Here is a 26,620-nt window from a genome sequence, read left to right on the forward strand (position 1 = left end):
TATATCATGCGTAATTCGTCTCTCCTCCTTCCCTCAGAGGCAATGCGCGAGATATGAAAAATCAGAAGGAATATGCCCACCATTTGAGTAGGTAGTTATTTCTCTTCTCCTCAACATTTCCTTAGGAGCGAAATGACTACCCACTTACTTTTTCAAACAAAAATAAAAAGGGGATGAGAGCTATGTTCTATTGCATTAACTGTTCTGACATTCACCATGAAAAACACCCGAATGATAAAGTATTCAAAAACGGTTTTTATATTGATCCATTTTTAGGTGATTGTTATCACCTCGGTATGTGCACTGATGCTCAGGATCATGAAACAGGAGAAGTTCTTTTAACGGCAAAGAAATTAGGCACAGCTCAATCTATTATGCACGTATTACCAACACATGTTGTCCCAACATAAAACATAAAAAAGAGCTNNAGCTCTTTTTTATGTTTTATAAACGATCATTGCTGAAAAACAATAAATTTGATTCTCATCATCATTAATGGAAACACCGACTTGATACTTAATATCTACAAATTTACTATCATCAATCTTTTTTAAAAACACATTTACTGCATCTTCTAAATCTTTTTCGTGACTTTCATCAAATACTTTCACACGAATCATGTTAACACCATCCTAGATCGCAGCCCTCCGCCGCTTGATTATTGCCACGGTGCGTATCTATGATGCGATAAAACTTTCCATTTTCATATATATATCCGTCTTCTAACACATATTGTTTATCTTCAGTATAGACATAAAACTTACCTATCATAAATTTACTCGTATATAATTCCAAATAATCTGGTCTAAATCTAGCTACCACTTTATTTGTAATATCAATTTTTATTGTGCGCCCCACCTTCTCTCCCTCCCTTGTAAAGAACGGATTTAGGTATATTGTATTAGCGATTTTACATTTTATGCTAAAAAATAAGTGGATATGCCTTCTTTTTTAGCCTGTACTATTTTTCTAAAAAAATCTCCCCTTTTTATTCCACATATACAGGCAAAAAAACATCTAAAAAAATAACTTTCACATATTGACTATGATGTATCAGATATGATATTATATAAAATTTGATATTTTTACCAAAGTGTGTTATCATTAAAAATGGTTACCACATATGGAGGTGGATGATTTGTTTCAAATTGGTGATAAAATCGTTTATCCAATGCACGGTGCAGGAATCATCGAAGCAATTGAAGAGAAAGAAATATTAGGTACTACGCGTCAATATTGTGTGATACGCATCCTTAATAAAGATATGCAAGTAATGCTTCCGATGGATCAATTACAAAAATCAGGTATACGTTATATCGTCGATAAAGGTACGTTAGATGGTATACTTCTTGAATTTCATCATGGGGAATCCGATCCCTCTCTCTCTTGGAAACAAAGATATACAATGAATATGGAAAAAATGAAGAACGGCGATCTTCAAGATAATGCAGAAGTTGTTCGTGATTTACTTCGTCGCAATAAAGAAAGAGCATTAAATGCGAGCGAAAAACAAATGCTAGATAATGCGCGTAAAATGATGATTAGCGAAGTTGCTCTCGTACAAAATGTTTCTGAAAATCAAGCAACAGAATTACTTCAAGATACAATTAATCATTAATTTTAAAATAGCTGGCCGCTATTTTTTTTTGTAAAAAAAGGACAAAGAGATAAAACTCTTTGTCCTTTTCTATTACCCTGCTAACGTTTCTACCATCCGTTACCGCTCTACACCATTAGAATGCGCTTTCATTTTTTCCTTCGCTCGTGCGCACACCTTTTCTGCAATCGCACTAGAAACATTTTTTTCTCGTTCCACATTCTTTATCTTTATGTGATCTAAATTATCTTCTAAAGTAAGTGTAACTTTGTCATTCGGCGGATTGTGTGCACCTTGAAAAGTAAGAAATTGTAGCGTCACTTCAAATCTAGGAACGAACTCATCTTTCTTACCTAGACGCTTTATATTTATAACTGAATCACATTCATATTGATCTTCTGTCGCTTGCCTTATAACGGAGTAATACCGATTCAATAACGCACTCTCTAACAGCTGCTCCTTCGATTCTTTTGCCCACGAATAACTTGGAGAAAAGAAAAAGATAGAACATACCATTGTCATCATTACACATAGTTTTTTCATAACGCCCTCCTTGTTCTATAAATTAGTGTTCTCAAAAATGCCATAAAAAAACGACTTCCCCTATTCAGGAAAGTCGTTTTAATGAATCCAATATTAACCACCGCTCACTGGTGGTATGAGTGCAACAACATCACCATCTTGGACCCTGTCATCTTCATTTGCGTATTCTTCATTAATCGCAACCATAATTGGCTCTGAAACTGGTACATTATATTCATTCGCAACAATCTCTTTTAACTGCGTGACCGTAATGTTTTCTTTCTCTATTTGTAATTCACTTGTCCCTGCTTCCTCTTGCAAGTGCGCAAATAACAATACTCGAATCATATTTGTAGCTCCTTCCCAGGCTCTCCCGCCGGATATGGCGTTTTTTCTAATTGATCACCAATCCACGAGTCACCATCTTCCCAAAACTCCTTTTTCCAAATCGGAACAATTTGTTTTATGCGTTCCATAATATATTCATTCGCTTCATAAGCCGCTTTACGGTGCGGTGTTGAAACAGCAACAACAACCGCGATATCAGAAATTTGCAGTGTACCGATGCGATGTGTAATTGCAACGTGTGTACCTGGCCATTTCTCTTTCACTTCTGAGCCAATTTTCTCGAGCATCTTTTCTGCCATCGTCTTATATGCCACATACTCTAAGTATAATGTACGACGCCCTTTCGTAAACTCCCTAACCGTTCCAATAAATGTTGTAACAGCACCGCATTCACGGCGAATTACCTTCTGAGCTACCTCTTCAATCGAGATTTCTGTATCAATGACTTCATACGTCTTTTTCATTTTGCACTCCTAACCGTTTGTACAAACCAGTCTATATACAATTCTTCTTCTGTTATATGAAATACTTTATATTCTTCTCTTAATTTTACCGAAGCATCATGCCACGTAATAACCGCGACTACATTTTCTACTTTATGTAAAAGTTCAGCGTCTTCCGCAGAACGAAGTAACACTACTTTCGGGTAATCCTCTTTTTTATAGCCCTCTATTAAAATCGTATCCACTTCAAAAAACTCATATAAGCGAATAATTTCCTGCAAGGACCATTCCTCTCTTAGCGAAGTAAGTGAAAGTAATCCAGCACCTTCTACACTACTTACGATAGCACCAGCTTTACGGTGTCTTTCACTATCTTTTTGCGCTACTTCTGGAAAACCTCCGTGCCCGTGATGTTTAATTGTGGCAACCTTCATTTCACTTTCTGCTAATGCATGCACAACTTTCTCTACAAGTGTTGTTTTCCCGCTATTTTGATATCCTACTATTTGTAAGATTGAAGGGGCTTTGCCCATGGCCATTCACTTCCCTCAGAATGCTCTAGCAATAATACGGATACTTTCATTCCTGTTTCAAATCCTCTTGTCCCTCCAGGCAATACGATAAAAGCATTTGCATCCGCAAGTGAAGAGACCGCACTCGACTTATCTAATCCAACCGGCATCGCGTGTAATGCCCCATCCGCGATTGTCACGTTTGCTCTTACAAAACGAGTAAACGGATTTGGCTTCGGAAAATCTTTTTGTAAAATAGCATCAGCTCTATATACATGGGGCTCCTTCGCATACAAATACGTTTTTATAATTGGATGCACAAATAATTCAAATCCTACATAACAAGCGGATGGATTCCCTGACAAACCGAAAAGCAACTTTCCATCAACTTCAGCTACTGTCGTTACACTTCCTGGTCTCATCGCTATTTTATTAAAGAGTACATTCGCTTGTAGCCTTTCATAAATAGCTGGTAAATAGTCATAATCTCCTACCGATACACCGCCCGTTGTAATTAAAACATCAACCTCATCCATCGCCGATTGAACAGCTGTAAAACATGCATCTAACTCATCGGCAAGTTGGCCATAATACCGAACTTTCCCGCCAACTTTCATAATTTGAGCGGCGATCATATAAGAGTTACTATTTCTAATTTTTCCTGCCTCTAACGGCTCATGTACTTCTAATAATTCACTTCCTGTCGTTACAATACCGACAACAGGCTGTTTTACAACTTTCACCGTACTATATCCAAACGTAGCTAATAGGGCGGCAACACCAGGATTGATTGCAACACCTTTCTTAACAAGAACTTGATTTTGTTTTATATCTTCTCCTTTGAATGACACATTGTCACCACTATTAAAAGGACGCTTTAACTTCATATATGTACTTCCGTTCTTCTCGGACCCTTCCGTCAGTTCTAGCATTACAACTGCATTGCAACCCTCTGGAATAGCCGCTCCTGTCATAATACGAACCGTTTTAAAAGACCCTACTTCCTCTAAAAAAACAGACCCCGCTCCGATTTCCCCTATTACTTCAAATTCAACCGGATTCTCCTGACTTGCTTCTTTCGTATCTTCTGCTCGAATTGCAAAACCATCGTAAGGAGAACGATGAAAATGAGGAACGTCATGATCTGCGACAACATCTTCCCCAAGAATTCTCCCGTAACTTTCTGTAATAGAAACTTCTTCTACTTCACCATGCTTCGCATATTTCATTACTCGCTCTACTGCCTCAGCAACTTGAATTGGAATTCTTTTTTCTACCATCATTTCTCACCTCATATTTGCAATTTTTTTTATCTCGATTAAACTTTATATATTAAATAGAAATTACTTCAAGGAGGAATTCCATGTCTTCATTCACACACTTTAATGACCAAGGACGCGCGAAGATGGTTGATATAAGCGACAAAAAAGTAACCGTTCGAACAGCGATTGCGTGCTCTAGCATCGTCGTTACGAAAGAAATTTACGATAAAATCTCTCATAATGAAATTGGAAAAGGTGACGTATTAGCAGTTGCACAAATCGCAGGTATTATGGCTGCGAAACGCACTTCTGATATTATCCCAATGTGCCATCCTTTATTATTAAAAGGTGTTGACGTTTCTTTCGATTGGAAACAATCAGAAGAACAATATCGACTACTTATTGAAGTAAAAGTTAAAACAGAAGGTAGCACTGGCGTCGAAATGGAAGCTTTAACAGCTGCTTCTGCTACTGCTCTTACTGTGTATGATATGTGTAAAGCTGTTGATAAAGGTATGATTATTGGCGAAACATATTTATTTGAAAAAACAGGCGGAAAAAGTGGAGATTATACGAGAAATTCGTAATCCGCTCTCCGTTGAACCTAAAGGGTTTCCTTTAGGTTCAACCTATATATCTTGCATATAAACTTTTCGCTACATTCATATCATTCGTTCCATGAATAAACGCCCTACCATCTGTAAATAGAACAAAACGATATTCTTCTACCGGAAATGATAATAAATAAGGTGTTGCCTTTACCTCTACACTTCTTTGTAAGCGCTTTTTAATTTCTTCTAAATTAAAATCTTTCCGCATACCTGGGCGAATTTGTACTGTATTTCGTCCACATAACACTTCTGTTTTCGTTTGTGCCTCAAATGTTAAACTCGGGTATGTACGCAATCTTCCGCAAGATAAACACGTATCTTTTTTCTGCCTATTCACTTTAAATGCCATCTGCTGATTATTCCAAAGATCAAACGATAACATCGTTTCACGAAGCGCGTCAAAGTCTTCAACTAATATTTTCAACGCTTCTGTTATTTGATGCGCCACTACTAATTGCACCGCTGGTTGTATAATACCGGCTGTATCACATGTTGCTCCGCTTGCTGGATGTTCCATTAAACAGCGGAAACACGGTGTTTTTCCTGGTAAAATTGTATACGTTACCCCGTAACTTCCGACACAACCACCATATATCCATGGAATATTATACTTTTGTGAAATATCATTAATAAGAAGACGCGTTTCAAAATTATCTGTCGCATCTAATATTAAATCTACATCATGCACTAGCTCTTCCATTTCTTGCACCGTTACATCAGTCACAACCGGATTCATTTCCACCTCAGAATTAATTGCTTTTAAATGTTCTGCTGCTGCTATAGCCTTCGGTTTATACTGTTTTGCATCTTCTTCTGTATATAATTGTTGCCTTTGTAAATTGCTCCATTCTACATAATCACGATCAGCAATCGTTATTTTTCCAACACCTGCTCTAACAATCGCTTCTGCATTCGCCGCACCAAGGGCACCAGCGCCGATAATAAGCACATGCTTCTCTCTTATTTTTCGCTGCCCTTCTTCTCCAACACCAGGAAATAATATTTGTCTTGAATATCGCTCCTGCATACGATAGCCCCCTTCCTTATCCTCCTATATAAGACATTTCAATTTTTGGACGATTGTTTGCACTTTCTTCTGTCCGTTCATCTGAATATCTATCTTTTCTATTCATCCATACATCTTGTATAACGCTTAATAACTCTTCATCCGAAAGATTTCCTCTAAGAAGTTTCCTTATATCCAATCCTTCTGTCGCAAATAAGCAAGTATAAAACTTTCCATCTGCCGAAATTCTTGCTCTCGTACAAGACGAACAAAATGACTCAGAGACTGAAGTAATAAAACCAACTTCAACATTTGTTCCAACATACCGATATCGTTTCGCAACTTCACCGAAATAATGCGCTTCAGCTGGCTCAAGTGGATACACCCTATGAATCATCTCAATTAATTCCCGCTTTGTAACTACTTGATCAAAATCCCACCCATTCGTACTACCAACATCCATAAACTCAATAAATCTAAGTGAAATTCCTTGTTCTTTAAAATACTTAGCCATCGGAAGTACTTGATGATCGTTCATCCCTTTTTTCACAACCATATTTACTTTCACTTCAAGCCCTGCCGCTTTTGCAGCTATAATTCCCTTGATCACAGGTTTCGTATTAATATTCCGGCCATTAATGCCCCTAAATACATCATCATCTATTGCATCTAAACTAACATTTACTCTATGTAATCCAGCTTCTTTTAATGCCTTCGCTTGTTTCGTTAAATGAATCGCATTTGTTGTTAACCCTATATCTACTAAACCGTCAATTTTCACGAGACGTGCAATAAGTTTTGTTACATCTTTACGGAGCAGTGGCTCACCACCAGTGAGTCTAATTTTTCGTACACCGATACTAACAAATACTTTTGCCAAACGCTCAATTTCATCAAACGTCAGCAAAAACTCATCTTTTAAAAAAGCATAATCAGGCCCAAATACTTCCGCCGGCATACAATATGTACATCTAAAATTGCAACGATCAATGACAGAGATGCGTAAATCTTGAAGTGGGCGTCCAAAAAAATCTTTAACCTTCTCCTGCATCGCCACCCTCCCTTTCTGCCAATTTTTTCTCTTTTCATTTTATTATAATATATTTTCGAACTGCGATGTTTTTACTCACGTGAATAAAGTGAAACTTTCAACAATCAGAGATATCCACCCCTTTCTGATTAAAGAGGTTTACTCTCAAATACTAGGATGAAAAAACCTTGAAACATACAAGTTTCAAGGTTTTCTGCTTATTAACTTAATCTAATAATCGTTAGAGTAGCCCCTGGTGCTGTCGTGGATAATGTAACTCCAAGTAATCCAGATAATTGCAAGCTAATAGCGACTCCGGCAAGCAAGTTAGTAATAATAGTCGCATTCAATGAACTCACACCAACTAAAGAAGAATTTATCGTTCCGGCGAGCGGGCTTCCATTTACAGTTATACGAGCACCCACAGCTACAGCAGCTGTTAAATTGATTGTATAGGCTATATAATAATTCCCTGCATTCGCAACTGTAAATATAGTATTTCCACCACTAACAGTTATTCCTGGACCTATATTTTGGTTATTCGGTAAATTAACATTTGCAGCAGCTCCTATACTACTTCCTGACGTGTTATTCGCAAATGCATACGTTGCAGTGGTACTAACTCCGGTCGTTCCAGTTGCACCTGTTGCTCCCGTGTCCCCCGTTACTCCCGTGGCTCCCGTGGCTCCCGTGGCTCCCGTGCCCCCGGTTGGACCTTGTGGGCCTTGCAAACCTTGCACACCTTGCGGACCTGTTGGACCTATTTCCCCTTGTATTCCTTGCACTCCAGTCGGGCCTTGTGAACCAGTCGGACCTTGAATCCCTTGTATCCCTTGTATTCCCTGTGGACCTTGTGCTCCGGTTGCACCTGTCGCTCCTTGGATTCCTTGTGGGCCTTGATCTCCTTGAATTCCTTGTGGACCTGTTGGACCTTGGATTCCTTGTAGACCTTGAATTCCTTGTGAACCTTGATCACCTGTTGCTCCCGTTACACCTTGAATTCCTTGGGGACCTTGAACACCTTGTGGACCTGTTGGGCCTTGGATTCCTTGCACACCTTGAATTCCTTGTGGGCCCTGTAACCCCGTATCTCCGGTTGCTCCCGTTTCTCCTGTCGCTCCTGTCACTCCAGTTGAGCCTGTCGCCCCGGTATCTCCGGTTGCTCCTGTCGAACCGGTTGCTCCTGTCGGGCCAGGTGGACCACCGGATGGACCTGTCACTCCCGTCGGTCCTGATGGCCCCGTTGGACCAGTCGGTCCTGCTGGTCCTCCAGAAGGACCAGTCACCCCTGTAGGACCTGTTATTCCAGTTGGGCCTGTAGTTCCTTCCCCTGTTGCTCCCGTATCTCCGGTTACTCCCGTCGGTCCTTGGGTTCCTTGTATCCCTTGTGGACCTTGCACTCCTTGTGCACCCGTCGGTCCTTGAACCCCTTGAATCCCTTGAACTCCCTGCGGCCCCATTGGACCTGTTGGGCCTATTTCCCCTTGAGTACCTTGAACACCTTGCGGGCCTTCTGGACCTGTTGCACCTATGTTTCCCTGAATTCCTTGAACGCCTTGCGGACCCTGTGCTCCAGTTGCTCCCGTTATCCCTTGGGTCCCTTGTATTCCCTGTATTCCTTGTGGGCCTTCTGGGCCTGTTGCACCTACTGGCCCTTGTATTCCCTGGATCCCTTGCGGACCCTCTGGACCCGTTGCACCTACTGGTCCTTGTATCCCTTGTATTCCTTGCGGGCCTTGAAGCCCTTCCGGACCTTCTGGGCCTGTCGGTCCTATCTCACCCATCGGACCTTGAATTCCTTGAACTCCTTGTGATCCCGTTGCCCCTGATGGACCTGCTACTCCTTGTATCCCTTGTGGACCTTGATCGCCTGTTGCTCCTGTCGCACCTTGAGATCCTATAGCCCCCTGTATTCCTTGTGGGCCTTGATCACCTGTTGCTCCCGTTATCCCTTGAATCCCCTGAATACCTTGGATTCCTTGTTCACCAGTTACTCCGGTCGGACCAGGAATACCTTGAATACCCTGTGGACCTTCTGGACCTGTTGGGCCAATTGGCCCTTGTATACCTTGAATTCCTTGCTGACCTTGTGCCCCTGTACTTCCCGTCGGACCAGTATTTCCAGTTGCTCCTGTACCTCCTGTTTCCCCTGTATTTCCCGTTGCTCCCGTTGCTCCCGTCGCTCCTGTACTTCCACTCGGTCCACCTCCTGGACCAGTCGCACCAGTTGGCCCCGTCGGACCAGGAGGTCCTCCAGATGGACCTGTTATCCCTGTTGGACCGGTTATTCCAGTCGGACCCGTTATCCCCTGACCAGTCGCTCCGGTTACTCCAGCACTTCCACTTGGTCCTTCTGGGCCTTGTATCCCTTGCACTCCTTGTATCCCTTGGGGACCAGTTACTCCTGGGACCCCTTGCACTCCTTGAATTCCTTGAGGCCCCTCAGGTCCAGTCGCTCCAATCGGTCCTTGTAATCCCTGTATACCCTGTATCCCTTGTGCTCCAGTCGCTCCTGTTGGGCCAATCGGACCTTGAATTCCTTGTACACCCTGCACACCTGTTGCTCCTGTATCCCCTGCTGGTCCCCTCAATCCCTCAGGCCCCTGCTGTCCTTGTGGTCCTGTTGCACCTATTGGTCCAGCCGGTCCTTGAATTCCTTGCACACCTTGTGGACCTGTTGGCCCATCTCTCCCCTTGGACCTTGAAATCCCCTTGGTCCTTGAGGGCCAGTCGGACCTTGTGGACCTGTTGGGCCTGTAATCCCAATGCCAGTAAATCCCGTTGGAACGGGAGGAAAGGTAGGTCCAATAAGATTTGGTGAAATTCTGAAATTAGAGTTTAATGAATTTTGTTTATCGCGCTCTCTCACACTTTCACCACCTACATACCATCTTTTTTACATTAAACAAACCTCTTCTTCTTAATATCTATTTACAAAAACAATCTCAAAGACTATTTTTATTTCAAATAATAAAAACCCCCTTAATTCCTTAAGGGAGTCCAGCAATCGAATCTATATTATCTGTATTTGGAACAGCTTGTGCTATACCCGATACATTTGTACCTTGCCCTGTATTTGTTCCTGTTACAGTACCAGCAGGAGTACCTCTTGTATATGTTGTCGTCACAGAATCTCCCGGCTGTAAACAAAGCTTCGTCTCCGTCCCTATTACTGTAACAACGTCAATCCAAGTGCATCCCATTGAACCACTATACGATTTCGAAGCAGTAAATGAAGTATCACTCAAATTATCACCCGTAAATATATTCCCAGTATTATTAACGATAATAAACTCTTTTATATGCGCAGGCATAATTACACTCTACCTTTCTTTTACGCTCCTAATGTACGTGTACTCGTTGCTAATGGTGGAAGAAATACGGATGTTCTAATTACCGCTTCTGGCTGACGTTTCCCATTTAAAAAAACAGCAGTACTCGATCCTCCAGCACCCGCATATATTTTCGCCACCGCTAAAGGTGAAATATCATAACAGTCGCCAACATTAACAGCTCCTGTATTATTAATAATTTTCACTTTACGCAAGTTAATCCCCATTTATCCCTCCCCCTTTTGTATACTGTATGCAAAAGAAAAAAACTTGAAACAGACTCGTTTCAAGTTTTTAACTATTAACTATTTCGTTTCACCTTCATATTGAAGCATACCGCCAACCATGTTCACTGTTTTAAATCCTTGTTCATTTAAATAATGGCATACATTCTCACTGCGCATGCCCGAGCGACAAATAAAGATATATTCATTCTCTTTATCAAAGAAATCTACTTTATGTGGGATATCGCCCATTTTAATATGTACAGCTTCTGGAATCTTTCCTGCAGCTACTTCTTCATCTTCCCTTACATCTACTAAAAATAACGTTTCACCATTTTCTAAACGCTCTTGCACTTCTTCTGTAGTAATCGTGTTAACTTCTGTCATATGTCATTCCTCCTTATATACAATAAAACCTTTAGCTTCTTCTTTAAACAACCGTTTCTAATTAATTTTAGCATGCGAAAGAAGGAACGCAAAGAATGGAAATTTTATTTCTCAATTTTCTCGCAAAACTTATTCTTTACAAACATAACTAGCACATTGTATCCTCAATATACTTGTTTTATGAAAGGAGCCAGTTAAAATGACACTTTTTCTTTTCATTATGGGCATCATTTTCTTAATCACTGCGATTATTGCGCTTAGTATGAAAAATAATAAAAAGATAAAATCCCCACAAGAAATGGCATTCTTATTTCTATTATTTAGTATAGCGTTCTTCGGTATAGCAATCGCCACATATATTTTCCGTCTACAAATCATATAAAAAAAGGTGCCTACTACACATATTGCACCTTTTTCACACTATTTATTTCCTACACAAAATTAGATACTTTCCGATTTAAAAATTCATAAATTTTCTTTTCAAATAAATGAATATCAAATGCTCCCGCCATATGTCCATTTATACTTTCTATCTCATACACTTCCGCATACTTCCCTTGTTTTTGCAAAATGTCTACCATTTTATAATTGTAACGAGATGGCTGAAGTAAATCTTGTTTACACGGAATCATGAGTACATTCGCTTCTATCCGAGAAAGAGCCTCTGCTAAAGAAGAAAATCCGTGCGCAATATCATGTAATAAAACTGCCTTCGCAGTATACATCCATGAGTTTGCATCTACTAAATCTATACTTTTACATGTTACTTGATTTATCTCTTTCTCAAATGATGTTAATGCAGAAAATTGTTGATAAGGTGCCATTTCTATACTGTTCCGCGGAAATGCCGTTTCATAAAAATGTTCATCAAACGCATTCATAAACATCATTCTATTTGCTAAATGAAGCCCCTTCATTGGCTGCACTTCTCCATATTTACCGCCTTTCCAATTTGGATCCAGCTGAATTGCTTCAATCGCATTTTGTGCTACATTTACTGAAGTTATAATTGGATTTTGCGGATTCGTAATAACGCCAATCATCCGCTCTACCATATGAGGATAGTGAACAGCCCATTGCTGTGCAATCATTCCACCCGCCGACGGTCCCATAACAGCATGTAATCTTGAGATTCCCATATCTTTTATTAACTCATATTGCATACGAGCTACATCAAGAAATGTAAACACAGGGAAATCCACGGCATATTCATCCCCTGTTTCTGGATTAATCGACTTCGGGCCCGTTGTAATCACGTATTGGTTCTTCACCTGCACATTACAAAGATTATCAGTACATATAATAAAATACTTATTTGTATCAATTGCTTTTCCAGGCCCAATTAATCCATCCCACCAACCAGCTTCCTCGTCATACTCTGTATATTTTCCTGCCGCATGACTTGTTGCACTAAAATAATGGCAAACCAAAATCGCATTTGATCTTTCTCTATTTAAAGCGCCATACGTCTCATACCCCATTTGAACAGGAATTTCCCTACCATTTTCAAACGTAAACTCTGTTAAAATAAACTTCTCCTTTTTTACAATTTGCACAGACTCGCCTTCTTCCCGCTATAGTATGAACTGCTTACTAAAGGATTTTTTTCTATGCAAACCAATCTCCTTCTTCTTTTCATAAATAAATGAATAATATACAAAATTAGCCACAAAATAGCACTATATTACAAAATCAAAGAGGGCATACATATGATTTGGAATTGGTTACGTAAGAAAAAAAAATCAACTACAACAGAAACAAACGAAACAGATAACCGAGAGCAGCAACCTAACAAGCAAGAGGATTCTACCAAAGAACAGACTAGAAGTATGAAACATAATAAAAATAACAATGAAGAGCAAAAACAAGAAGAACAAAAGGATTCGTCTCAAAGTAAACAACAAAGCTCGAAGCAAGATGACTCGTCTCAAAATAAACAACAAAGCTCTGGAAGTAATAGTATTTATGATTTTACAAAACCAGAAAAAGACCATATTCATTCGCTCCAAGATTTAATAGAGAAGCTAAAAAAGTCTAGCGATTTTGTTAATTACCATACATCTGACGATGAAACGATGCCTTATTGGATTTCTTATTATCGTCCTTCACTTGATGGTGAGAAATTGCAAAAGTATTTAATGCCTACCCTTTTGGAACGACCTAATGCTTCACTAGAAGAGCTGAAAGAACATATTCCAATGAGCGGCATTACAATTACAAACGATTTACAAAAGATTGAGGACATGGTTTTAAAAGGGCATGCAATTATTCAACTAAATCAGCAAGACCAAAAGTGTATGCTTGCGAATATTGCGATTGATAATTATCGTGCACCAACTCCTCCTTTAAATGAATCGACTGTTATTGGTCCTCAAGAAGGTTTTGTAGAAGATATTGATACAAACATTAATTTAGTACGAAAACGCCTTCCTGTTTTAGATCTCCAAACAAAAGAGATGATTATCGGAGAGTTCTCAAAAACAAAAGTCGTTATGATGTATTTAAATAACCTAGCTGAGAAAGAGAATGTAGATTTTCTAGAGGAATCATTACGGGCTCTTGAATATGATCAAATTAATGATAGTGCTTATATACAAGAATTGATGGGGGAAAAGTCAATTTTCCCTCTCTATATCAATACAGAACGCACTGATAGAGTTACAAAAGCACTAATTGATGGGAAAATCGCTATTTTTGTTGATGGCTCTCCAAGTGTTTTACTAACACCTGTATCATATTTTGATTTCTTCATTTCACCAGAAGACTATAACGTCTCTTGGCTATACGCTACATTTTCAAGAATTTTACGGCTAATCGCTGTTTTATTCTCAATTTGCGCAACACCATTATATGTTGCCACTTTAAACTATCACTATGAATTAATTCCTAGTGATTTATTGGAAACGTTAATTTTATCAAGGGCACAAGTACCGTTTCCACCTTTAATTGAAGCGCTCTTCTTAGAACTTGCCATCGATTTATTAAGAGAAGCTGGCGCGAGATTACCGATGAAGGTCGGTCAAACACTCGGTATTGTAGGAGGTATCGTAATCGGACAAGCATCTGTACAAGCTGGTTTAACGAGTAATATTTTATTGATTATCGTTGCATTATCAGCACTGGCTTCCTTTATTACACCTATTTACAAAATGGGTAATGCCGTTCGCTTGCTTCGTTTTCCATTTCTCATGTTTGCAGAAATAGGTGGTCTATTTGGTATCTCTCTTGGATTTATCTTTCTATTTACCCATCTTTTTAGACTAACTTCTTTACGTAAACCGTACGCACTTTTTTATCCAACCAGACAACAATCAATGAAAGATTCATGGATTCGTTTTCCATTAACGATGATTGATACAAGAGATGTACAAGCGAGACCACAACATGTAAAAAAATCTGCAAAAGGGATTTCAACAAAACATAGATCGGATTTTGACGATTAAGAAATGAGGTGCATTGATGAGTAAAGTCCAAGAAAAATATCAAATATCCCCTATCTTTGTTTTCTTCTTAATTCACAGTGCACAGTTTGGTGCCGGAGTTCTCGGGTTTGCTCGAATTATTGCAAAGGCTGCTGGATACGACGGCTGGATGGGAGTTCTAATCACAGGAATCTGTATCCATATTCTAATATGGATGATGTATTTTTTATTAAAAGAAACAAATGGGAATTTAATTGATTTACAACGCCAAACATTTGGAAAATGGTTAGGAAACGGGATCAACCTCATTTTTATGGCGTATTTTTTAATTATTAGTATTTCTGTCATTCGAACATACGTCGAAATTATTCAAGTTTGGATGTTTCCTACCGCTTCCACTTGGATGTTAACACTCTTTTTATGCCTAGTCAGTTACTATATTATTTCTTCCGGATTTCGTGTCATTACTGGTATTTGCGTCATCTCAGTTGGCGGTACACTTGGTTATTTATTTCTTAGCCTTTTCGTTTTGAAATACTCACATTGGGATAATTTACTTCCTATGTTTACACACTCTTTTTCAGATATTTTAAAAGCCGCTCATCTTTCAATCTATAGTATGACCGGATTTGAGATCTATCTTATGGTATATCCATTTGTAAAACAACCTAAAAAATCGCATAAATTCGCTCAATACGGGGCACTCTTTTCAAACCTTCTATTTTTATTTAGTACCCTTTTGGCCTTTACATTTTTTAGTGAGAAACAATTGTTAAAAACGATATGGTCACAACTTTCTATAACCCAAGTAATTCAATTACCATTCATAGAAAGGCTAGAATATATTGCTATTTCAGCTTATGCACTCGTTATTGTTACGAGTTCAATTCTTCCTTTATGGGCAACAACAAGAGGAATCCATGAAATATTTCGTGTAAAACAAAGAGGTGTACTACTTGCCTTATTGCTTATCATCCTCATTGTTTCACAACTTTTAACAAACAGACACGACATTAATAATTTTACTAGTAATGCATCAAAAGTTAGTTTTTGGCTCATTTATGTATACATCCCAATCCTATTTATCATTGTGTGGGTGAAAAGAAAATGGAAAAAATCAAAAGCAAAAGCAAATTAATACTTATTTCTTGCATAACACTCTTCAGTCTTACTGGATGTTTACAAAAAAACATCATCGATGATATACAGCTTATTCAAGGAACCGTATTTGATGTAGCAAAGGATAATAAAGTAAAAGTGACATTCGTTTGTCCCATTCAGAAAAAAGGAAATAAGGTTCAAGTTTTTGAAGGAACGGCAAATGCGGTAAAACAAGTAAAAGCAAATACATCTTTAGAATCTTCTCAACCATTTGCTAGCGGACAAATGCGGGTTTCGCTATTTACTATAAAACTTGCAAAGAAAGGAATGTCCACTTCATTTGACACATTAATTCGAGATGTAAATATAGGGAACGCTTTATATGTTGCTTTATTAGAGGGAAGTGGTACTGAACTTTTAAAAGGAAAATATACGACTTCGTCCAACGTTGCAATTTATATAAAGAAATTGCTAGAACATAACATGGAAACCGGTCCTTTACCAAGGGATAACCTGCATGTAGGAGCATTCCGTTATTATCAAGAAGGCCAAGATTACTATATTCCGATTCTAAAGAAACATGCCGATAAAATAAAAATCATCGGAATTGGTCTTTTTAAAAAGGATAAATATATCGGTAAAATCGCTGAAAGAGATATGTTCATATTTAAAGGACTGTTAGAAAAACATAAATTAGATTCACATGAATTTAAAGCAGATTCTGCGTACGTAATGATTAATAATATTCGTTCTGTTCCAACTTACGATATCAAAATAAAAAACGGAAAACCTTCTTTTCTCATTCACGTTAAGCTTGATGCCCGTATTCAAGAATTATCGAAACAAATTAACTTAGAAAATGCTAAGAACACAAAAAAAATTGAAAAAGCCGTCCAAAAACAATTAGATGTACAGGCTGCCAAATTAATTAAGCAGTTTAAATCTTTAGGTGTCGATCCTCTTGGACTAGGAGCAAAATATAAACAACATTATCGTCCATTTAAATTAGAAGAGTGGAAAAAAATGTACAAAGATGTCTCTGTTAAAGTAAAATATACCGTGAATATTACAAATTCTGGTGTAATTGAATAAGTTAACGATTGAACTCCCCTCTCTGGCATGGTACAACGGAGAGGGGAGTTTTTATTTTTAAATAGAGAAAAGGGATATTTACGGGGGAGCTTATGTCTAAAAAATTAGTAAAGCCTATTTTAAACGGTATTTTATTTCTCGGCGTCTTTTTATTTGCTCATACATACTTAAAAAATGTTTCCTTCACACGTTATTTGCTTGTTGTTATACCAATGTTACTTGTTGGTATGTTTGGCATCGACCTTATTTTATCTATTTTAATTAAAAAAGAAGAATAACGAGCGAACATCTTATTTCTATAAGATGTTCTTTTCATTTCATAATCACCTTATGTTACAATGAAATTCGGCACAAAGCGAGAAAGGATGAAACAACATGACAAACGAAAAAGGTTTAGATAAAGGGTACGAACTTGTTGCAAAAATGCACGAAGTATTCGGACATCCTGTAACAAATACTCCAACAAAATTAACAGAAGAGCGCGCAAAAATTCGTGCTAGCTTTATGCAAGAAGAGCTAGAAGAATTTCTAGAAGCAACGACTGTTGAAGATCAATACGATGCACTTATTGACCTTATTTACTTTGCATTCGGAACGTTTGCAGAAATGGGCGTACGTCCAGATAAAGGATTTGAAATTGTAAACAACGCTAATATGGCAAAATTATTCCCTGATGGGAAACCTCGCTTCCGTGAAGGCGATGGCAAAATTCTAAAACCGGAAGGCTGGCAAGCACCAGAACCACAACTTCGCGCTGAAATCGAACGCCAACGTCAAGAAGTATTAGCAAACGCTAGTAAATAATACAAGAGGAACTGCTAGGAATATTCTTAGCAGTTTTTTTGTACTCTCATTCACAAATCATGAACTTCATATTTCATTACTCCATATCATATTCCAAAATCCAAATATACTTTCCCACAAAATAAAAAATCCCCTTGCGCACAAGAGAATTTTTCATGTAATTCATTAATGTCCCACATGTCCAGCATGCCCCGCTGCTCCCGCTGTCCCTGCCGCCCCCGCTGCTCCAGCACCAATCCCACTAGCCCAAGGCTGTTGTTGTTGTTGCTGATATTGTTGTTGACCTTGGTGATGCTGTTGACCTTGGTGTGTTTGATACAAGACAGCCTGCGGGTGAACTTGATGCTGACCTTGGTGATGTACTTGTTGCTGATGATGGCCGTGGTGTTGATGATGACCATGATGACCGTGTTGGTGATGCTGGCCTTGGTGACCATGATGATGACTTTGATGAGTTTGATAAAGGACAGCCTGCGGATGAATATGGTGCTGGCCTTGGTGATGTACTTGTTGTTGATGGCCATGATGATGACCGTGATGTTGATGATGGCCGTGATGTTGATGATGGCCGTGATGCTGATGATGACCGTGATGTTGATGATGACCGTGATGCTGATGATGACCGTGATGCTGATGATGACCGTGAACACCTTGAGGGAATCCGCCGATTCCACCAGCTACAACACCGATTCCAGGTACAGGAAATCCTGTTTGTACGCCTCCCACAAAAGATGGAAATGTAGTTGGCATACCTACAGGTACTCCTCCTTGTGCTCCTCCTCCGAAAGATGAAAATGTAGTTGGCATACCTGCAGGCACTCCTCCTTGTGCTCCTCCTCCGAAAGATGGAAATGTAGTTGGCATACCTACAGGCACTCCTCCTTGTGCTCCTCCTACTAATGTCGGAATTCCTGTTTGTGCTCCAGCTACTGATGTTGGAAACCCTCCAGATTCTCCTCCCATCCAACTTGGGTTTCCGCCATATCCTTGATGTCCATCTCCTCCCATGAACATCATTTGTCCATAACTATCCGATCCGCCCCCGAAGAAGCCATGCGGTGCATTATTGTCCATCCCTTTCATTCCTTTCACCTCTTCTTCTCAATTTAGCCTACCTTTTTTATCATATTTTCTATAGAAGAATAGGTGTTTGTCTATATGGGAATTCCGCACTTATTTCTTCGTTCTTCATTGATGAAGGTGATCCAAAACTTATTTTTCACATAAAAAAGCTCAGAGCATAAACGCCCTGAGCTTTTATTTAGCATTAATTAGTTTGCAACAACGTTAACAAGTTTTCCAGGAACAACAATTACTTTACGAACTGTTTTCCCTTCAATTTGTTCTTGAATTGCTTCAAGTGCAAGTTGTTCCATTTCTTCTTTTGATGCGTCTTTACTCATTGTTAATTTCGCACGAACTTTGCCCATAATTTGAACAACGATTTCAACTTCATCTTCTACAAGTTTAGACTCATCAAATGTTGGCCAGCTTGCATATGTGATTGTTTCATTGTATCCAAGTTTGCTCCATAGCTCTTCCCCGATATGAGGTGCAACTGGTGCAATCATTTTTACGAAACCTTCTACATATTCTTTCGGAAGTGTTTCAGCTTTGTATGCATCGTTGATGAATACCATCATTTGAGAAATCGCTGTGTTGAAGCGAAGCTCTGCATAGTCTTCTGTTACTTTCTTCACTGTTTGGTGGTAAGCTTTTTCAAGATCTTTATTTGGTGCATCAGTAATTTTCTCACTTAATTCACCGTTATCTTGAACGAATAGGCGCCATACGCGGTCTAGGAAACGACGAGCTCCGTCAAGACCATTTTCAGACCAAGCGATTGAAGCATCTAATGGTCCCATGAACATTTCGTATAGACGAAGTGTATCTGCACCGTGGCTTGCTACGATATCATCAGGGTTTACAACGTTACCTTTTGATTTACTCATTTTCTCGTTGTTTTCACCTAAGATCATACCTTGGTTGAATAATTGTTGGAACGGCTCTTTCGTTGGAACTACACCGATATCATATAATACTTTATGCCAGAAACGAGCATATAGTAAGTGAAGTACAGCGTGCTCCGCTCCGCCGATATAAATATCAACTGGAAGCCATTGTTTTACTTTTTCTGGATCTACAAGTGCTTCGTTATTGTTTGGATCCATGTAGCGTAGGTAGTACCAACAGCTACCAGCCCATTGTGGCATTGTGTTTGTTTCACGGCGACCTTTTTTACCAGTCTCAGGATCAACTACATTTACCCACTCATCAATGTTTGCAAGTGGTGATTCACCTGTACCTGAAGGACGGATGTTATCTGTTTTCGGAAGAACTAATGGTAATTCTTCTTCTTTCACAGCTGTCATTGTGCCATCTTCCCAATGGATTACTGGAATTGGCTCACCCCAGTAACGTTGACGGCTAAATAACCAGTCACGTAGACGGTACGTTACTTTTTGATTTCCTGCGCTCGTTACTTCAAGCCATTCAATCATTTTCACAATTGCTTCTTCTTTATTTAAACCATCAAGGAATGCTGAGTTTACGTGAGCACCATCACCTGTATATGCTTCTTTCGTAATGTCTCCGCCTTTTACAACTTCCTTCATTGGAAGATTGAACGTTGATGCGAATTCATAGTCACGCTCATCGTGAGCTGGAACCGCCATTACAGCACCTGTTCCGTAAGTTGCAAGAACATAGTCAGCGATCCAGATTGGTAATTTCTCACCATTTACTGGGTTAACTGCGTAAGCACCAGTGAATACACCAGTTTTCTCTTTCGCAAGTTCTGTACGCTCTAAATCACTCTTCATTTTTACCGAATTAATGTAAGCTTCTACAGCTTCTTTTTGATCTGCTGTTGTAATGTCAGCAACAAGCGCATGCTCTGGAGCAAGTACACAGTAGCTTGCACCAAATAGTGTATCAGGACGCGTTGTGAAAACTGTGAACTTCTCATCTGTACCATCGATGTTGAAGTGTACTTCTGCACCTTCAGAACGACCGATCCAGTTACGCTGCATATCTTTTAAGCTTTCTGGCCAATCAAGCTCATCTAGATCTTCTAATAAACGATCTCCGTAAGCTGTAATTTTTAGCATCCACTGTCTCATCGGACGACGTTCAACTGGATGTCCACCGCGCTCACTCTTACCGTCAATGATTTCTTCATTTGCAAGTACTGTACCAAGTGCTGGGCACCAGTTTACAGGTACTTCATCAACGTAAGCTAAGCCTTTTTCAAATAGTTTCAGGAAGATCCATTGTGTCCACTTGTAGTAGTTTGGATCTGTTGTATTTACTTCACGATCCCAATCATAAGAGAAGCCTAATGCTTTAATTTGATTACGGAACGTATTAATATTAAGCTCTGTAAATTCTGCCGGGCTGTTTCCAGTATCAAGTGCATATTGCTCTGCTGGAAGACCGAATGCATCCCATCCCATTGGATGAAGAACGTTATATCCTTGCATACGCTTCATACGAGATAAAATATCTGTCGCTGTATAACCTTCTGGATGACCTACGTGTAAGCCTGCACCTGATGGATATGGGAACATATCTAGTGCATAAAATTTTGGTTTTTCTGTCTCATCTGGCGTACGGAATGTTTTATTCTCTTCCCAATACCCTTGCCACTTCTTCTCAATTTCTTGATGATTAAAGCTCATGAGATAACCTCCTTGAAATTCTATTTATTTTCACCGCCTAAAATACAAAAAAACTCTCATCCCTAGAAAGGGACGAGAGGTTATAGATTCCCGCGGTACCACCCTAAATTAATGTAAAAAATACATTCGCTTAGATCCGTAACGTGGATTAACGGCAATTGCTACTAAATGTTCGCAACTGCAACTCAAAGGCGAGTTCATAACGAAACGTGGATTGACTTGCACCGACCGTCAACTCTCTAAACCAGCTTCTATTACTACTACTCCTTCTCACTGTTATTACAAATATGAGTTAATTAAATCCATTCTAAAACATGTTGCATGTTCCGTCAAACTAAACTGCAATTTTTTCTTCAACTGTTTCTTCTACTTTTACTCGTTTATCGTAAATACTCGCTGCCATAAGCGCTACTACAAGCATTACCATGATTGCTATGAACAATACTTCCATATTGTATAAATCAACAATCGCTCCGCCAACAACCGGTCCGAACATCTTTCCTACAGTCGCCGCGCTATTTACGACCCCTTGATAAAACCCAAGTTTATCTTTCGGTGCAAGTATATTAGCAATGGTTGGAACTGCTGGCCATACGAATAACTCACCAATTGTTAATGTCACCATCGCAACGAGGAACATCGTAAATTGCTGTGCTTGGCTTAGTACAATAAATGAAACCGCAAAAATACCAATTCCGATCATAATTTGTTGTTTTAAAGAACGCTTCATCCAGCGAATTAGCATACTAACAAGCGGCTGTGCACAAACAATCATCGCTCCGTTTATCGTCCATAATAAACTATAATGACGAAGGCTAATGTTTAATTCCTGCATATATGTTGCAATCGCCCCTTGCCACTGTACGTATGTAACCCAACATAAGGCATATGCTACGCACACGATAAGAAGTGCTTTGAATCCAGGTGTAAGTGACCACCCTTTTTTCGTTTCGACTTCTTTTTGCACCTCTGATTCCTTTTTGTCTTCCATACCACGGAATCCAATAAAAGCAATTAAGAAGAAAATAAAGTATAAAATAAAGTTCGCTAAGAAAATATAATCAAAACGATAAGATGCAACTAAACCACCGCACGCCGTTCCGATTGCAATCCCAACGTTTTGTCCAACATACATCGCATTAAATGCTCGTCTGCCGCCCTCTGGCCACACCGTACCAACCATCGCATACATCGATGGGAAGACCATTCCAGAACCAAAACCGATTAACGCTAGCCACACAACATATAACGGCCAGCCGTGGAAGAACACAAGGCCTAAAATCGATACAAGTGTAATAACAATCCCTACTAAAATTGATTTATATCCGCCCCATTTATCAAATAAAACACCGCCGAGCAAGTTTCCGATTACACCAGTAAGCGAGTTGATCATTAATACCATTCCGGCCACAGATAAAGATTTCCCTAGGTGATCATGCAAATAAATTGTATTAAAAGGCCATAAAAAAGAAGCACCCGTGACATTAATAATCATCCCAGCTACTAATAGCCATACTTTCCTTGGCATAGTCTCCCCTCCTATTCTATTTTTTTCGTTCATATATATAACAGTAAAATTGTAGTCGTTTTTAAATAGGAAGGCAACTGATTAATAGTTGATGAAATTCAGATAATAAAAAAACAACAAATGAAATTATATACGCGAAAAATGACCAATAGTAGCAACTTAACACTAAAAAAACAGTGCGAAAATTGATTTTCGCACTGTTCCTCTTATAAATCTACATCAATCTCTGTTTTAAATTCTTCATCTTTTGAGATTCCCAAATACTTCAATGTCTCTGAAGGGGTCGCGTGATGAAAATGTTTTTGCAATAGTGCAATCGCTATTCCTCTTTTGTACGCATGAAACCCAAATGTTTTTCTCATTGAGTTCGTTCCAATCTTCCCAATAATTCCAACTGCTTCCGCAGCACGATGAATTACACGATACGCTTGTTGGCGCGTAATTGAATTCGTCGTTTTATTAGATTGAAATACGTAATTTTCTCTTTTAACGTCAATAGATTGTACGTAATCTAACAGCGCTTCTTTTACTTTTGTATTTAAATAAATATCTTGTTTAAACTTTTCATCTTTCACAGGAAGAGAATAAAACTCTTTAACAGTTCCATCTTCATTTAATATATCTTCGAATTTTATACCCAGCAGCTCTGTAATTTTTAATCCCGTATTAATCCCAATAACGAATAAAAGATAATCTCGCTGCGAATGCTCTTTCAAATATTTTTTCATAGCCTCAATTTGGCTTATATCTTTTAATGCCTCTACAACTTCCATGCATAGATTCTCCTCATCTTATGAACGATAATTTTCTCATCATGTTGTCCATTTTACCTTATCATGCTATTGGATTTCCATGTATTATCCATTATTTTCACGCGGTGTGCCTAATGTTCATAATAATTTTCAATGCAGAAACTTACTGTTATACAAATATGGTTGAAAATAATAAAAACCGAGCATACCCGCTCGGTTTTTTATCATTAATCTTCCTTAGGAAGAACAATTCCTTTATACAATTGAACTGTAATGAAGTAATAAATCGCATAAATGACTACGAAGATAACAATCGGTAACCAAATACGGAAGTACGGATCGACTAAAATAAATCCGAAAATATTCATACCAACTAATACGTGAGCAATACCCACAATTGCTGGGAATAAGAATACTAAGAATAACTCTTTATAAATAGACTTTGTTAATAATTCACGGCGCACACCAATTTTACGAAGCATTTGATAACGCGTAATATCTTTTGATGCACCAGAAAGAATTTTAAACATGAGACAGCTTGCCATCATTGCTAAGAAAGCAATTCCAAGGAAGAATCCCATAAATACTGTTCCGCTCGCAACGCCGTAGAACATGTCGTAAGCTTGATATTTACTGTTCATTCTTTCAGCTGTTACATTTTTATATTTATCTAGTTGCAACTCGTCAAGTTTTTTCCATTCTTTTGTATATGTTAAGAAATCATCTGCTTTTCCGATAAATGCTATACCTTCTTTACCATTTATCCCATCGTACATTTTTTGATCTACAATTTTAATTGCATGATCTTCGTATATATAATACGGATGGATTGTACTAAAAGCATCCATCCATTCTTCTGGAAGTTCTTTAGCGTTCGCATCTTTTTCATTCATTTCTCTAGAAACTGCACCTACTGGCAGTTCTGCTGAAACTTTCTTCGTATTCACTAAATCCTTCATTGATTTCATATTTGACATATCTTTTACTAAAGGACGATTTTTCTCTAAATCTTCTTTTACATAGTAAACGTATTTATCATCAACTTTGTAACGATATTCATTTTTCTCTTTAAATGTAATACCGTCTAAAATTTTCTTTTCTTCAGCTGTTGGATTATGAACAACTGAATCATATATTACTAAACCATCAACCATTTTTATAACGTTATTTTTAAACGCCATACCACCTGAAATTGCACCGGCTCCAAGAGCAACTAACATCGCTACCGTTGCAAGTACCTTTGTTAAACTATTAATACGGAAATTTAATTGTGCAAATGTAAAAGCGTTAAGCCCTTTTTCACTACGCTTTTTATTACTTTTTAGCTTTTTAATAATAACCGGAAGAAGTGATCCAAATAGCATGTAAGTACCAGCTGTCGTTGTAATTAATGCAATAATGATTCCCATTTCTCTTAGTTTTTCCATGTAAATCATTGATGCATAGCCAATGCCTAATAAAATAACCGCAAGGAATGCAACTAAACCTGTCATTTTCCCTTTTACTGCAACACGTTCTGTTTGTGCGTCTGCATGTACAAGTTGCAGTACAGAAATACGTGATAATTTAATACTGTTCATAATTGCTGATAATACAAATAGTGCAAAGAAGAAGATGCAAGTAACAGTCATAGATGGTAGATAAAATGCTTTATAGCCTTCACCAGCAAATTCGAGTTGTTTCATTAATAACTGCCCGATACCTTCTGCAAGTCCTACACCAACTGTAAGTCCAATCGCAAGAGACGCAGCGCCTAATACAATTGTCTCAATAAACATAAGTAACGTAACTTTATGTTTTTTTGCTCCTAACATCATATACATACCGAACTCTTTTTGACGAAGAGATAGTAAGAAAGAGTTCGCATACAAAATATAGAAGAACGTTATAATAGCTAGTAAAAATGAACCTGCTTGGAATACAAATCCAATTTGGCCAATAGTAGAATTTTCCTTAAGGAAGGCTTCGTTTAACGCTAATGTTTGGAACATATAAAAAATTGAAATGGACATGACAAGACCAACAAGTAAGACGATATAATCTTTCAACTTACTTTTCAGCCCTGACATGGAAAGTTTGAATAACATACCCTAGACCTCCTTTCTTACGCTTTTTGTGTACCTAAATCTGCAAGTACATCTAAAATTTCTTTATAGAACTCTTCACGCGTACCACCGCGGTGAATTTCTTTATATAGCTCACCATCTTGAATGAATAAAATACGCTGACAGTAACTTGCACTATATGGATCATGTGTAACCATCATAATAGATACGCCTTGATCTTTATTTAAATTTGTCATCGCATCCAGTAAACTCGTTGCATTTTTAGAATCAAGCGCTCCTGTTGGCTCGTCCCCTAAAATAATTGCTGGCTCATGCACTAATGCACGCGCTGCTGCCGAACGTTGCTTTTGTCCACCAGATACTTCAGATGGATATTTTTGAAGAATGGCCGAAATCCCTAACATATCTGCTACTTTTTCTACTTTCGGTCCAATATTTCGTGACGGGACACCTTGGAGAGATAGTGGAAGTGCAATGTTTTCGTAAATAGATAAGTTCTCTAATAAGTTAAAGTCTTGGAAAATGAATCCTAACTTTTGTGAACGGAAATCTGAAAGCTCACCTTGCTTCATTTTCGTAATATCCGTACCGGCAATCTCAACAACGCCGCCTGTCGCTTTATCAAGCGTTGAAATTACATTTAATAGTGTCGTTTTACCAGAACCAGATGGTCCCATAATTCCAACAAACTCACCCTCTTGAATTGAGAATGAAACACCTTTTAACGCGTGTGATTGGTTCTCACCTTTTTTACCGTACACTTTTTGAACGTTTTTCACATCTACAACTGGTTTCGTCATATATATCCTCCTACGCTTGTTTTTCCATTACCTATTTTGCGCCTTTTGGAGATGAACTGCTATTTGTTAACATTACATTTACCTTACAGTTTTGTAATAAA

Annotated in this window: 28 protein-coding genes, 1 pseudogene and 1 other annotated feature; of the genes and pseudogenes, 9 read left to right on the forward strand and 20 right to left on the reverse strand. The window is 38.5% G+C overall.

The features are described from left to right. The first annotated feature begins 182 nt into the window (after positions 1 to 182). Positions 183 to 410 (forward strand): DUF3973 domain-containing protein, encoded by a 228-nt coding sequence (locus COC96_RS13540; protein ID WP_141536109.1) that lies wholly within the window; start codon positions 183 to 185, stop codon positions 408 to 410. 27 nt (positions 411 to 437) lie between these two features. Here the strand turns inward: COC96_RS13540 and COC96_RS13545 are convergent, their stop codons facing one another. Then, positions 438 to 620 (reverse strand): sporulation protein Cse60, encoded by a 183-nt coding sequence (locus COC96_RS13545; protein ID WP_098269370.1) that lies wholly within the window; start codon positions 618 to 620, stop codon positions 438 to 440. Position 621: 1 nt separating this feature from the next. Beyond that, a complete protein-coding gene (locus COC96_RS13550) occupies positions 622 to 858 on the reverse strand; it encodes a DUF2553 family protein (protein ID WP_097904651.1) in 237 nt (78 codons plus the stop codon). Positions 859 to 1,123: 265 nt separating this feature from the next. Between COC96_RS13550 and COC96_RS13555 the strand changes: the two genes are divergently transcribed. Next, positions 1,124 to 1,618 (forward strand): CarD family transcriptional regulator, encoded by a 495-nt coding sequence (locus COC96_RS13555; protein ID WP_098269371.1) that lies wholly within the window; start codon positions 1,124 to 1,126, stop codon positions 1,616 to 1,618. Between the two features lie 99 nt (positions 1,619 to 1,717). Here COC96_RS13555 and COC96_RS13560 read toward each other — a convergent pair whose 3' ends face one another. From COC96_RS13560 to COC96_RS13580, 5 genes are all read right to left on the reverse strand, one after another. Continuing rightward, complete coding sequence (locus COC96_RS13560) at positions 1,718 to 2,140, reverse strand: DUF3888 domain-containing protein (protein WP_098269372.1); 423 nt, start codon at positions 2,138 to 2,140, stop codon at positions 1,718 to 1,720. A 93-nt stretch (positions 2,141 to 2,233) separates the two neighbouring features. Beyond that, the gene (moaD, locus tag COC96_RS13565; RefSeq protein ID WP_098269373.1) at positions 2,234 to 2,467 is read right to left on the reverse strand and encodes a molybdopterin converting factor subunit 1; all 234 of its coding nucleotides are present in this window, start codon (positions 2,465 to 2,467) and stop codon (positions 2,234 to 2,236) included. Next, the gene (gene moaE / locus COC96_RS13570) at positions 2,464 to 2,931 is read right to left on the reverse strand and encodes a molybdopterin synthase catalytic subunit MoaE (protein WP_098269374.1); all 468 of its coding nucleotides are present in this window, start codon (positions 2,929 to 2,931) and stop codon (positions 2,464 to 2,466) included. The genes moaD and moaE overlap by 4 nt, the downstream gene beginning before the upstream one ends. Continuing rightward, positions 2,928 to 3,449, reverse strand: a complete 522-nt coding sequence (mobB, locus tag COC96_RS13575; protein ID WP_141536107.1) for a molybdopterin-guanine dinucleotide biosynthesis protein B — start codon at positions 3,447 to 3,449, stop codon at positions 2,928 to 2,930. Before mobB ends, moaE begins: the two co-directional genes overlap by 4 nt. Beyond that, the gene (locus COC96_RS13580) at positions 3,413 to 4,702 is read right to left on the reverse strand and encodes a molybdopterin molybdotransferase MoeA (protein WP_098269376.1); all 1,290 of its coding nucleotides are present in this window, start codon (positions 4,700 to 4,702) and stop codon (positions 3,413 to 3,415) included. The genes mobB and COC96_RS13580 overlap by 37 nt, the downstream gene beginning before the upstream one ends. An 83-nt stretch (positions 4,703 to 4,785) precedes the next feature. Here COC96_RS13580 and moaC point away from each other — a divergent pair, with 83 nt between their 5' ends. Continuing rightward, positions 4,786 to 5,271, forward strand: a complete 486-nt coding sequence (moaC, locus tag COC96_RS13585) for a cyclic pyranopterin monophosphate synthase MoaC (protein WP_097904658.1) — start codon at positions 4,786 to 4,788, stop codon at positions 5,269 to 5,271. A 37-nt stretch (positions 5,272 to 5,308) separates the two neighbouring features. Here moaC and COC96_RS13590 read toward each other — a convergent pair whose 3' ends face one another. The 6 genes and pseudogenes from COC96_RS13590 to COC96_RS13615 all read right to left on the reverse strand — a co-directional run bounded on the left by COC96_RS13590 (position 5,309) and on the right by COC96_RS13615 (position 11,274). Next, positions 5,309 to 6,322: a molybdopterin-synthase adenylyltransferase MoeB gene (locus COC96_RS13590; protein ID WP_098269377.1), complete on the reverse strand. Its 1,014-nt coding sequence runs from the start codon at positions 6,320 to 6,322 to the stop codon at positions 5,309 to 5,311. A gap of 16 nt (positions 6,323 to 6,338) precedes the next feature. After that, complete coding sequence (gene moaA / locus COC96_RS13595) at positions 6,339 to 7,352, reverse strand: GTP 3',8-cyclase MoaA (protein ID WP_098269378.1); 1,014 nt, start codon at positions 7,350 to 7,352, stop codon at positions 6,339 to 6,341. Positions 7,353 to 7,552: 200 nt separating this feature from the next. After that, positions 7,553 to 10,200, reverse strand: a pseudogene (locus tag COC96_RS13600) (BclA-related collagen-like exosporium protein). A 121-nt stretch (positions 10,201 to 10,321) separates the two neighbouring features. Continuing rightward, positions 10,322 to 10,645: a hypothetical protein gene (locus COC96_RS13605; protein WP_098269379.1), complete on the reverse strand. Its 324-nt coding sequence runs from the start codon at positions 10,643 to 10,645 to the stop codon at positions 10,322 to 10,324. 20 nt (positions 10,646 to 10,665) lie between these two features. Further along, positions 10,666 to 10,890: a spore germination protein gene (locus COC96_RS13610; protein ID WP_098269380.1), complete on the reverse strand. Its 225-nt coding sequence runs from the start codon at positions 10,888 to 10,890 to the stop codon at positions 10,666 to 10,668. A 78-nt stretch (positions 10,891 to 10,968) separates the two neighbouring features. Then, positions 10,969 to 11,274 (reverse strand): rhodanese-like domain-containing protein, encoded by a 306-nt coding sequence (locus COC96_RS13615; RefSeq protein ID WP_097904662.1) that lies wholly within the window; start codon positions 11,272 to 11,274, stop codon positions 10,969 to 10,971. Positions 11,275 to 11,473: 199 nt separating this feature from the next. Here COC96_RS13615 and COC96_RS13620 point away from each other — a divergent pair, with 199 nt between their 5' ends. Then, on the forward strand, positions 11,474 to 11,656 hold the full coding sequence (locus COC96_RS13620; protein WP_097904663.1) for a hypothetical protein: 183 nt from the start codon (positions 11,474 to 11,476) through the stop codon (positions 11,654 to 11,656). 49 nt (positions 11,657 to 11,705) lie between these two features. On the opposite strand, the gene COC96_RS13625 is transcribed toward COC96_RS13620, so the two are convergent. Beyond that, on the reverse strand, positions 11,706 to 12,830 hold the full coding sequence (locus COC96_RS13625) for an alpha/beta fold hydrolase (RefSeq protein WP_098269381.1): 1,125 nt from the start codon (positions 12,828 to 12,830) through the stop codon (positions 11,706 to 11,708). A 153-nt stretch (positions 12,831 to 12,983) separates the two neighbouring features. Between COC96_RS13625 and COC96_RS13630 the strand changes: the two genes are divergently transcribed. From COC96_RS13630 to COC96_RS13650, 5 genes are all read left to right on the forward strand, one after another. Further along, positions 12,984 to 14,717, forward strand: coding sequence for a spore germination protein (locus COC96_RS13630; protein ID WP_098269382.1), 1,734 nt, complete (start codon positions 12,984 to 12,986; stop codon positions 14,715 to 14,717). Between the two features lie 16 nt (positions 14,718 to 14,733). Further along, positions 14,734 to 15,834 (forward strand): spore germination protein, encoded by a 1,101-nt coding sequence (locus COC96_RS13635; protein ID WP_098269383.1) that lies wholly within the window; start codon positions 14,734 to 14,736, stop codon positions 15,832 to 15,834. Beyond that, positions 15,804 to 16,889 (forward strand): Ger(x)C family spore germination protein, encoded by a 1,086-nt coding sequence (locus COC96_RS13640; RefSeq protein ID WP_098269384.1) that lies wholly within the window; start codon positions 15,804 to 15,806, stop codon positions 16,887 to 16,889. Before COC96_RS13635 ends, COC96_RS13640 begins: the two co-directional genes overlap by 31 nt. Before the next feature lie 92 nt (positions 16,890 to 16,981). Beyond that, a complete protein-coding gene (locus tag COC96_RS13645; RefSeq protein WP_000038783.1) occupies positions 16,982 to 17,167 on the forward strand; it encodes a hypothetical protein in 186 nt (61 codons plus the stop codon). Positions 17,168 to 17,264: 97 nt separating this feature from the next. Then, positions 17,265 to 17,693 carry an HAD family hydrolase gene (locus COC96_RS13650; protein WP_098269385.1) on the forward strand — a complete coding sequence of 143 codons (429 nt, stop codon included), beginning with the start codon at positions 17,265 to 17,267 and terminating at the stop codon, positions 17,691 to 17,693. A gap of 165 nt (positions 17,694 to 17,858) precedes the next feature. Here the strand turns inward: COC96_RS13650 and COC96_RS13655 are convergent, their stop codons facing one another. The 6 genes from COC96_RS13655 to COC96_RS13680 all read right to left on the reverse strand — a co-directional run bounded on the left by COC96_RS13655 (position 17,859) and on the right by COC96_RS13680 (position 26,519). Then, positions 17,859 to 18,776 (reverse strand): VrrB protein, encoded by a 918-nt coding sequence (locus tag COC96_RS13655; protein ID WP_098269386.1) that lies wholly within the window; start codon positions 18,774 to 18,776, stop codon positions 17,859 to 17,861. 188 nt (positions 18,777 to 18,964) lie between these two features. Then, positions 18,965 to 21,373 (reverse strand): leucine--tRNA ligase, encoded by a 2,409-nt coding sequence (gene leuS / locus COC96_RS13660; RefSeq protein ID WP_098269387.1) that lies wholly within the window; start codon positions 21,371 to 21,373, stop codon positions 18,965 to 18,967. Between the two features lie 65 nt (positions 21,374 to 21,438). After that, positions 21,439 to 21,656, reverse strand: a binding site (T-box leader). A gap of 51 nt (positions 21,657 to 21,707) precedes the next feature. Then, a complete protein-coding gene (locus COC96_RS13665) occupies positions 21,708 to 22,901 on the reverse strand; it encodes an MDR family MFS transporter (RefSeq protein WP_097904671.1) in 1,194 nt (397 codons plus the stop codon). 206 nt (positions 22,902 to 23,107) lie between these two features. Next, positions 23,108 to 23,674 (reverse strand): tyrosine-type recombinase/integrase, encoded by a 567-nt coding sequence (locus COC96_RS13670; RefSeq protein WP_097904672.1) that lies wholly within the window; start codon positions 23,672 to 23,674, stop codon positions 23,108 to 23,110. 206 nt (positions 23,675 to 23,880) lie between these two features. Next, entirely contained in the window at positions 23,881 to 25,740 is a 1,860-nt protein-coding gene (locus COC96_RS13675; protein ID WP_098269388.1) for an FtsX-like permease family protein, read from the reverse strand. Between the two features lie 17 nt (positions 25,741 to 25,757). After that, positions 25,758 to 26,519: an ABC transporter ATP-binding protein gene (locus tag COC96_RS13680; protein ID WP_076875162.1), complete on the reverse strand. Its 762-nt coding sequence runs from the start codon at positions 26,517 to 26,519 to the stop codon at positions 25,758 to 25,760. Positions 26,520 to 26,620 lie beyond the last annotated feature (101 nt).

Source organism: Bacillus cereus (assembly GCF_002577405.1).
GTDB lineage: Bacteria > Bacillota > Bacilli > Bacillales > Bacillaceae_G > Bacillus_A > Bacillus_A cereus_AU.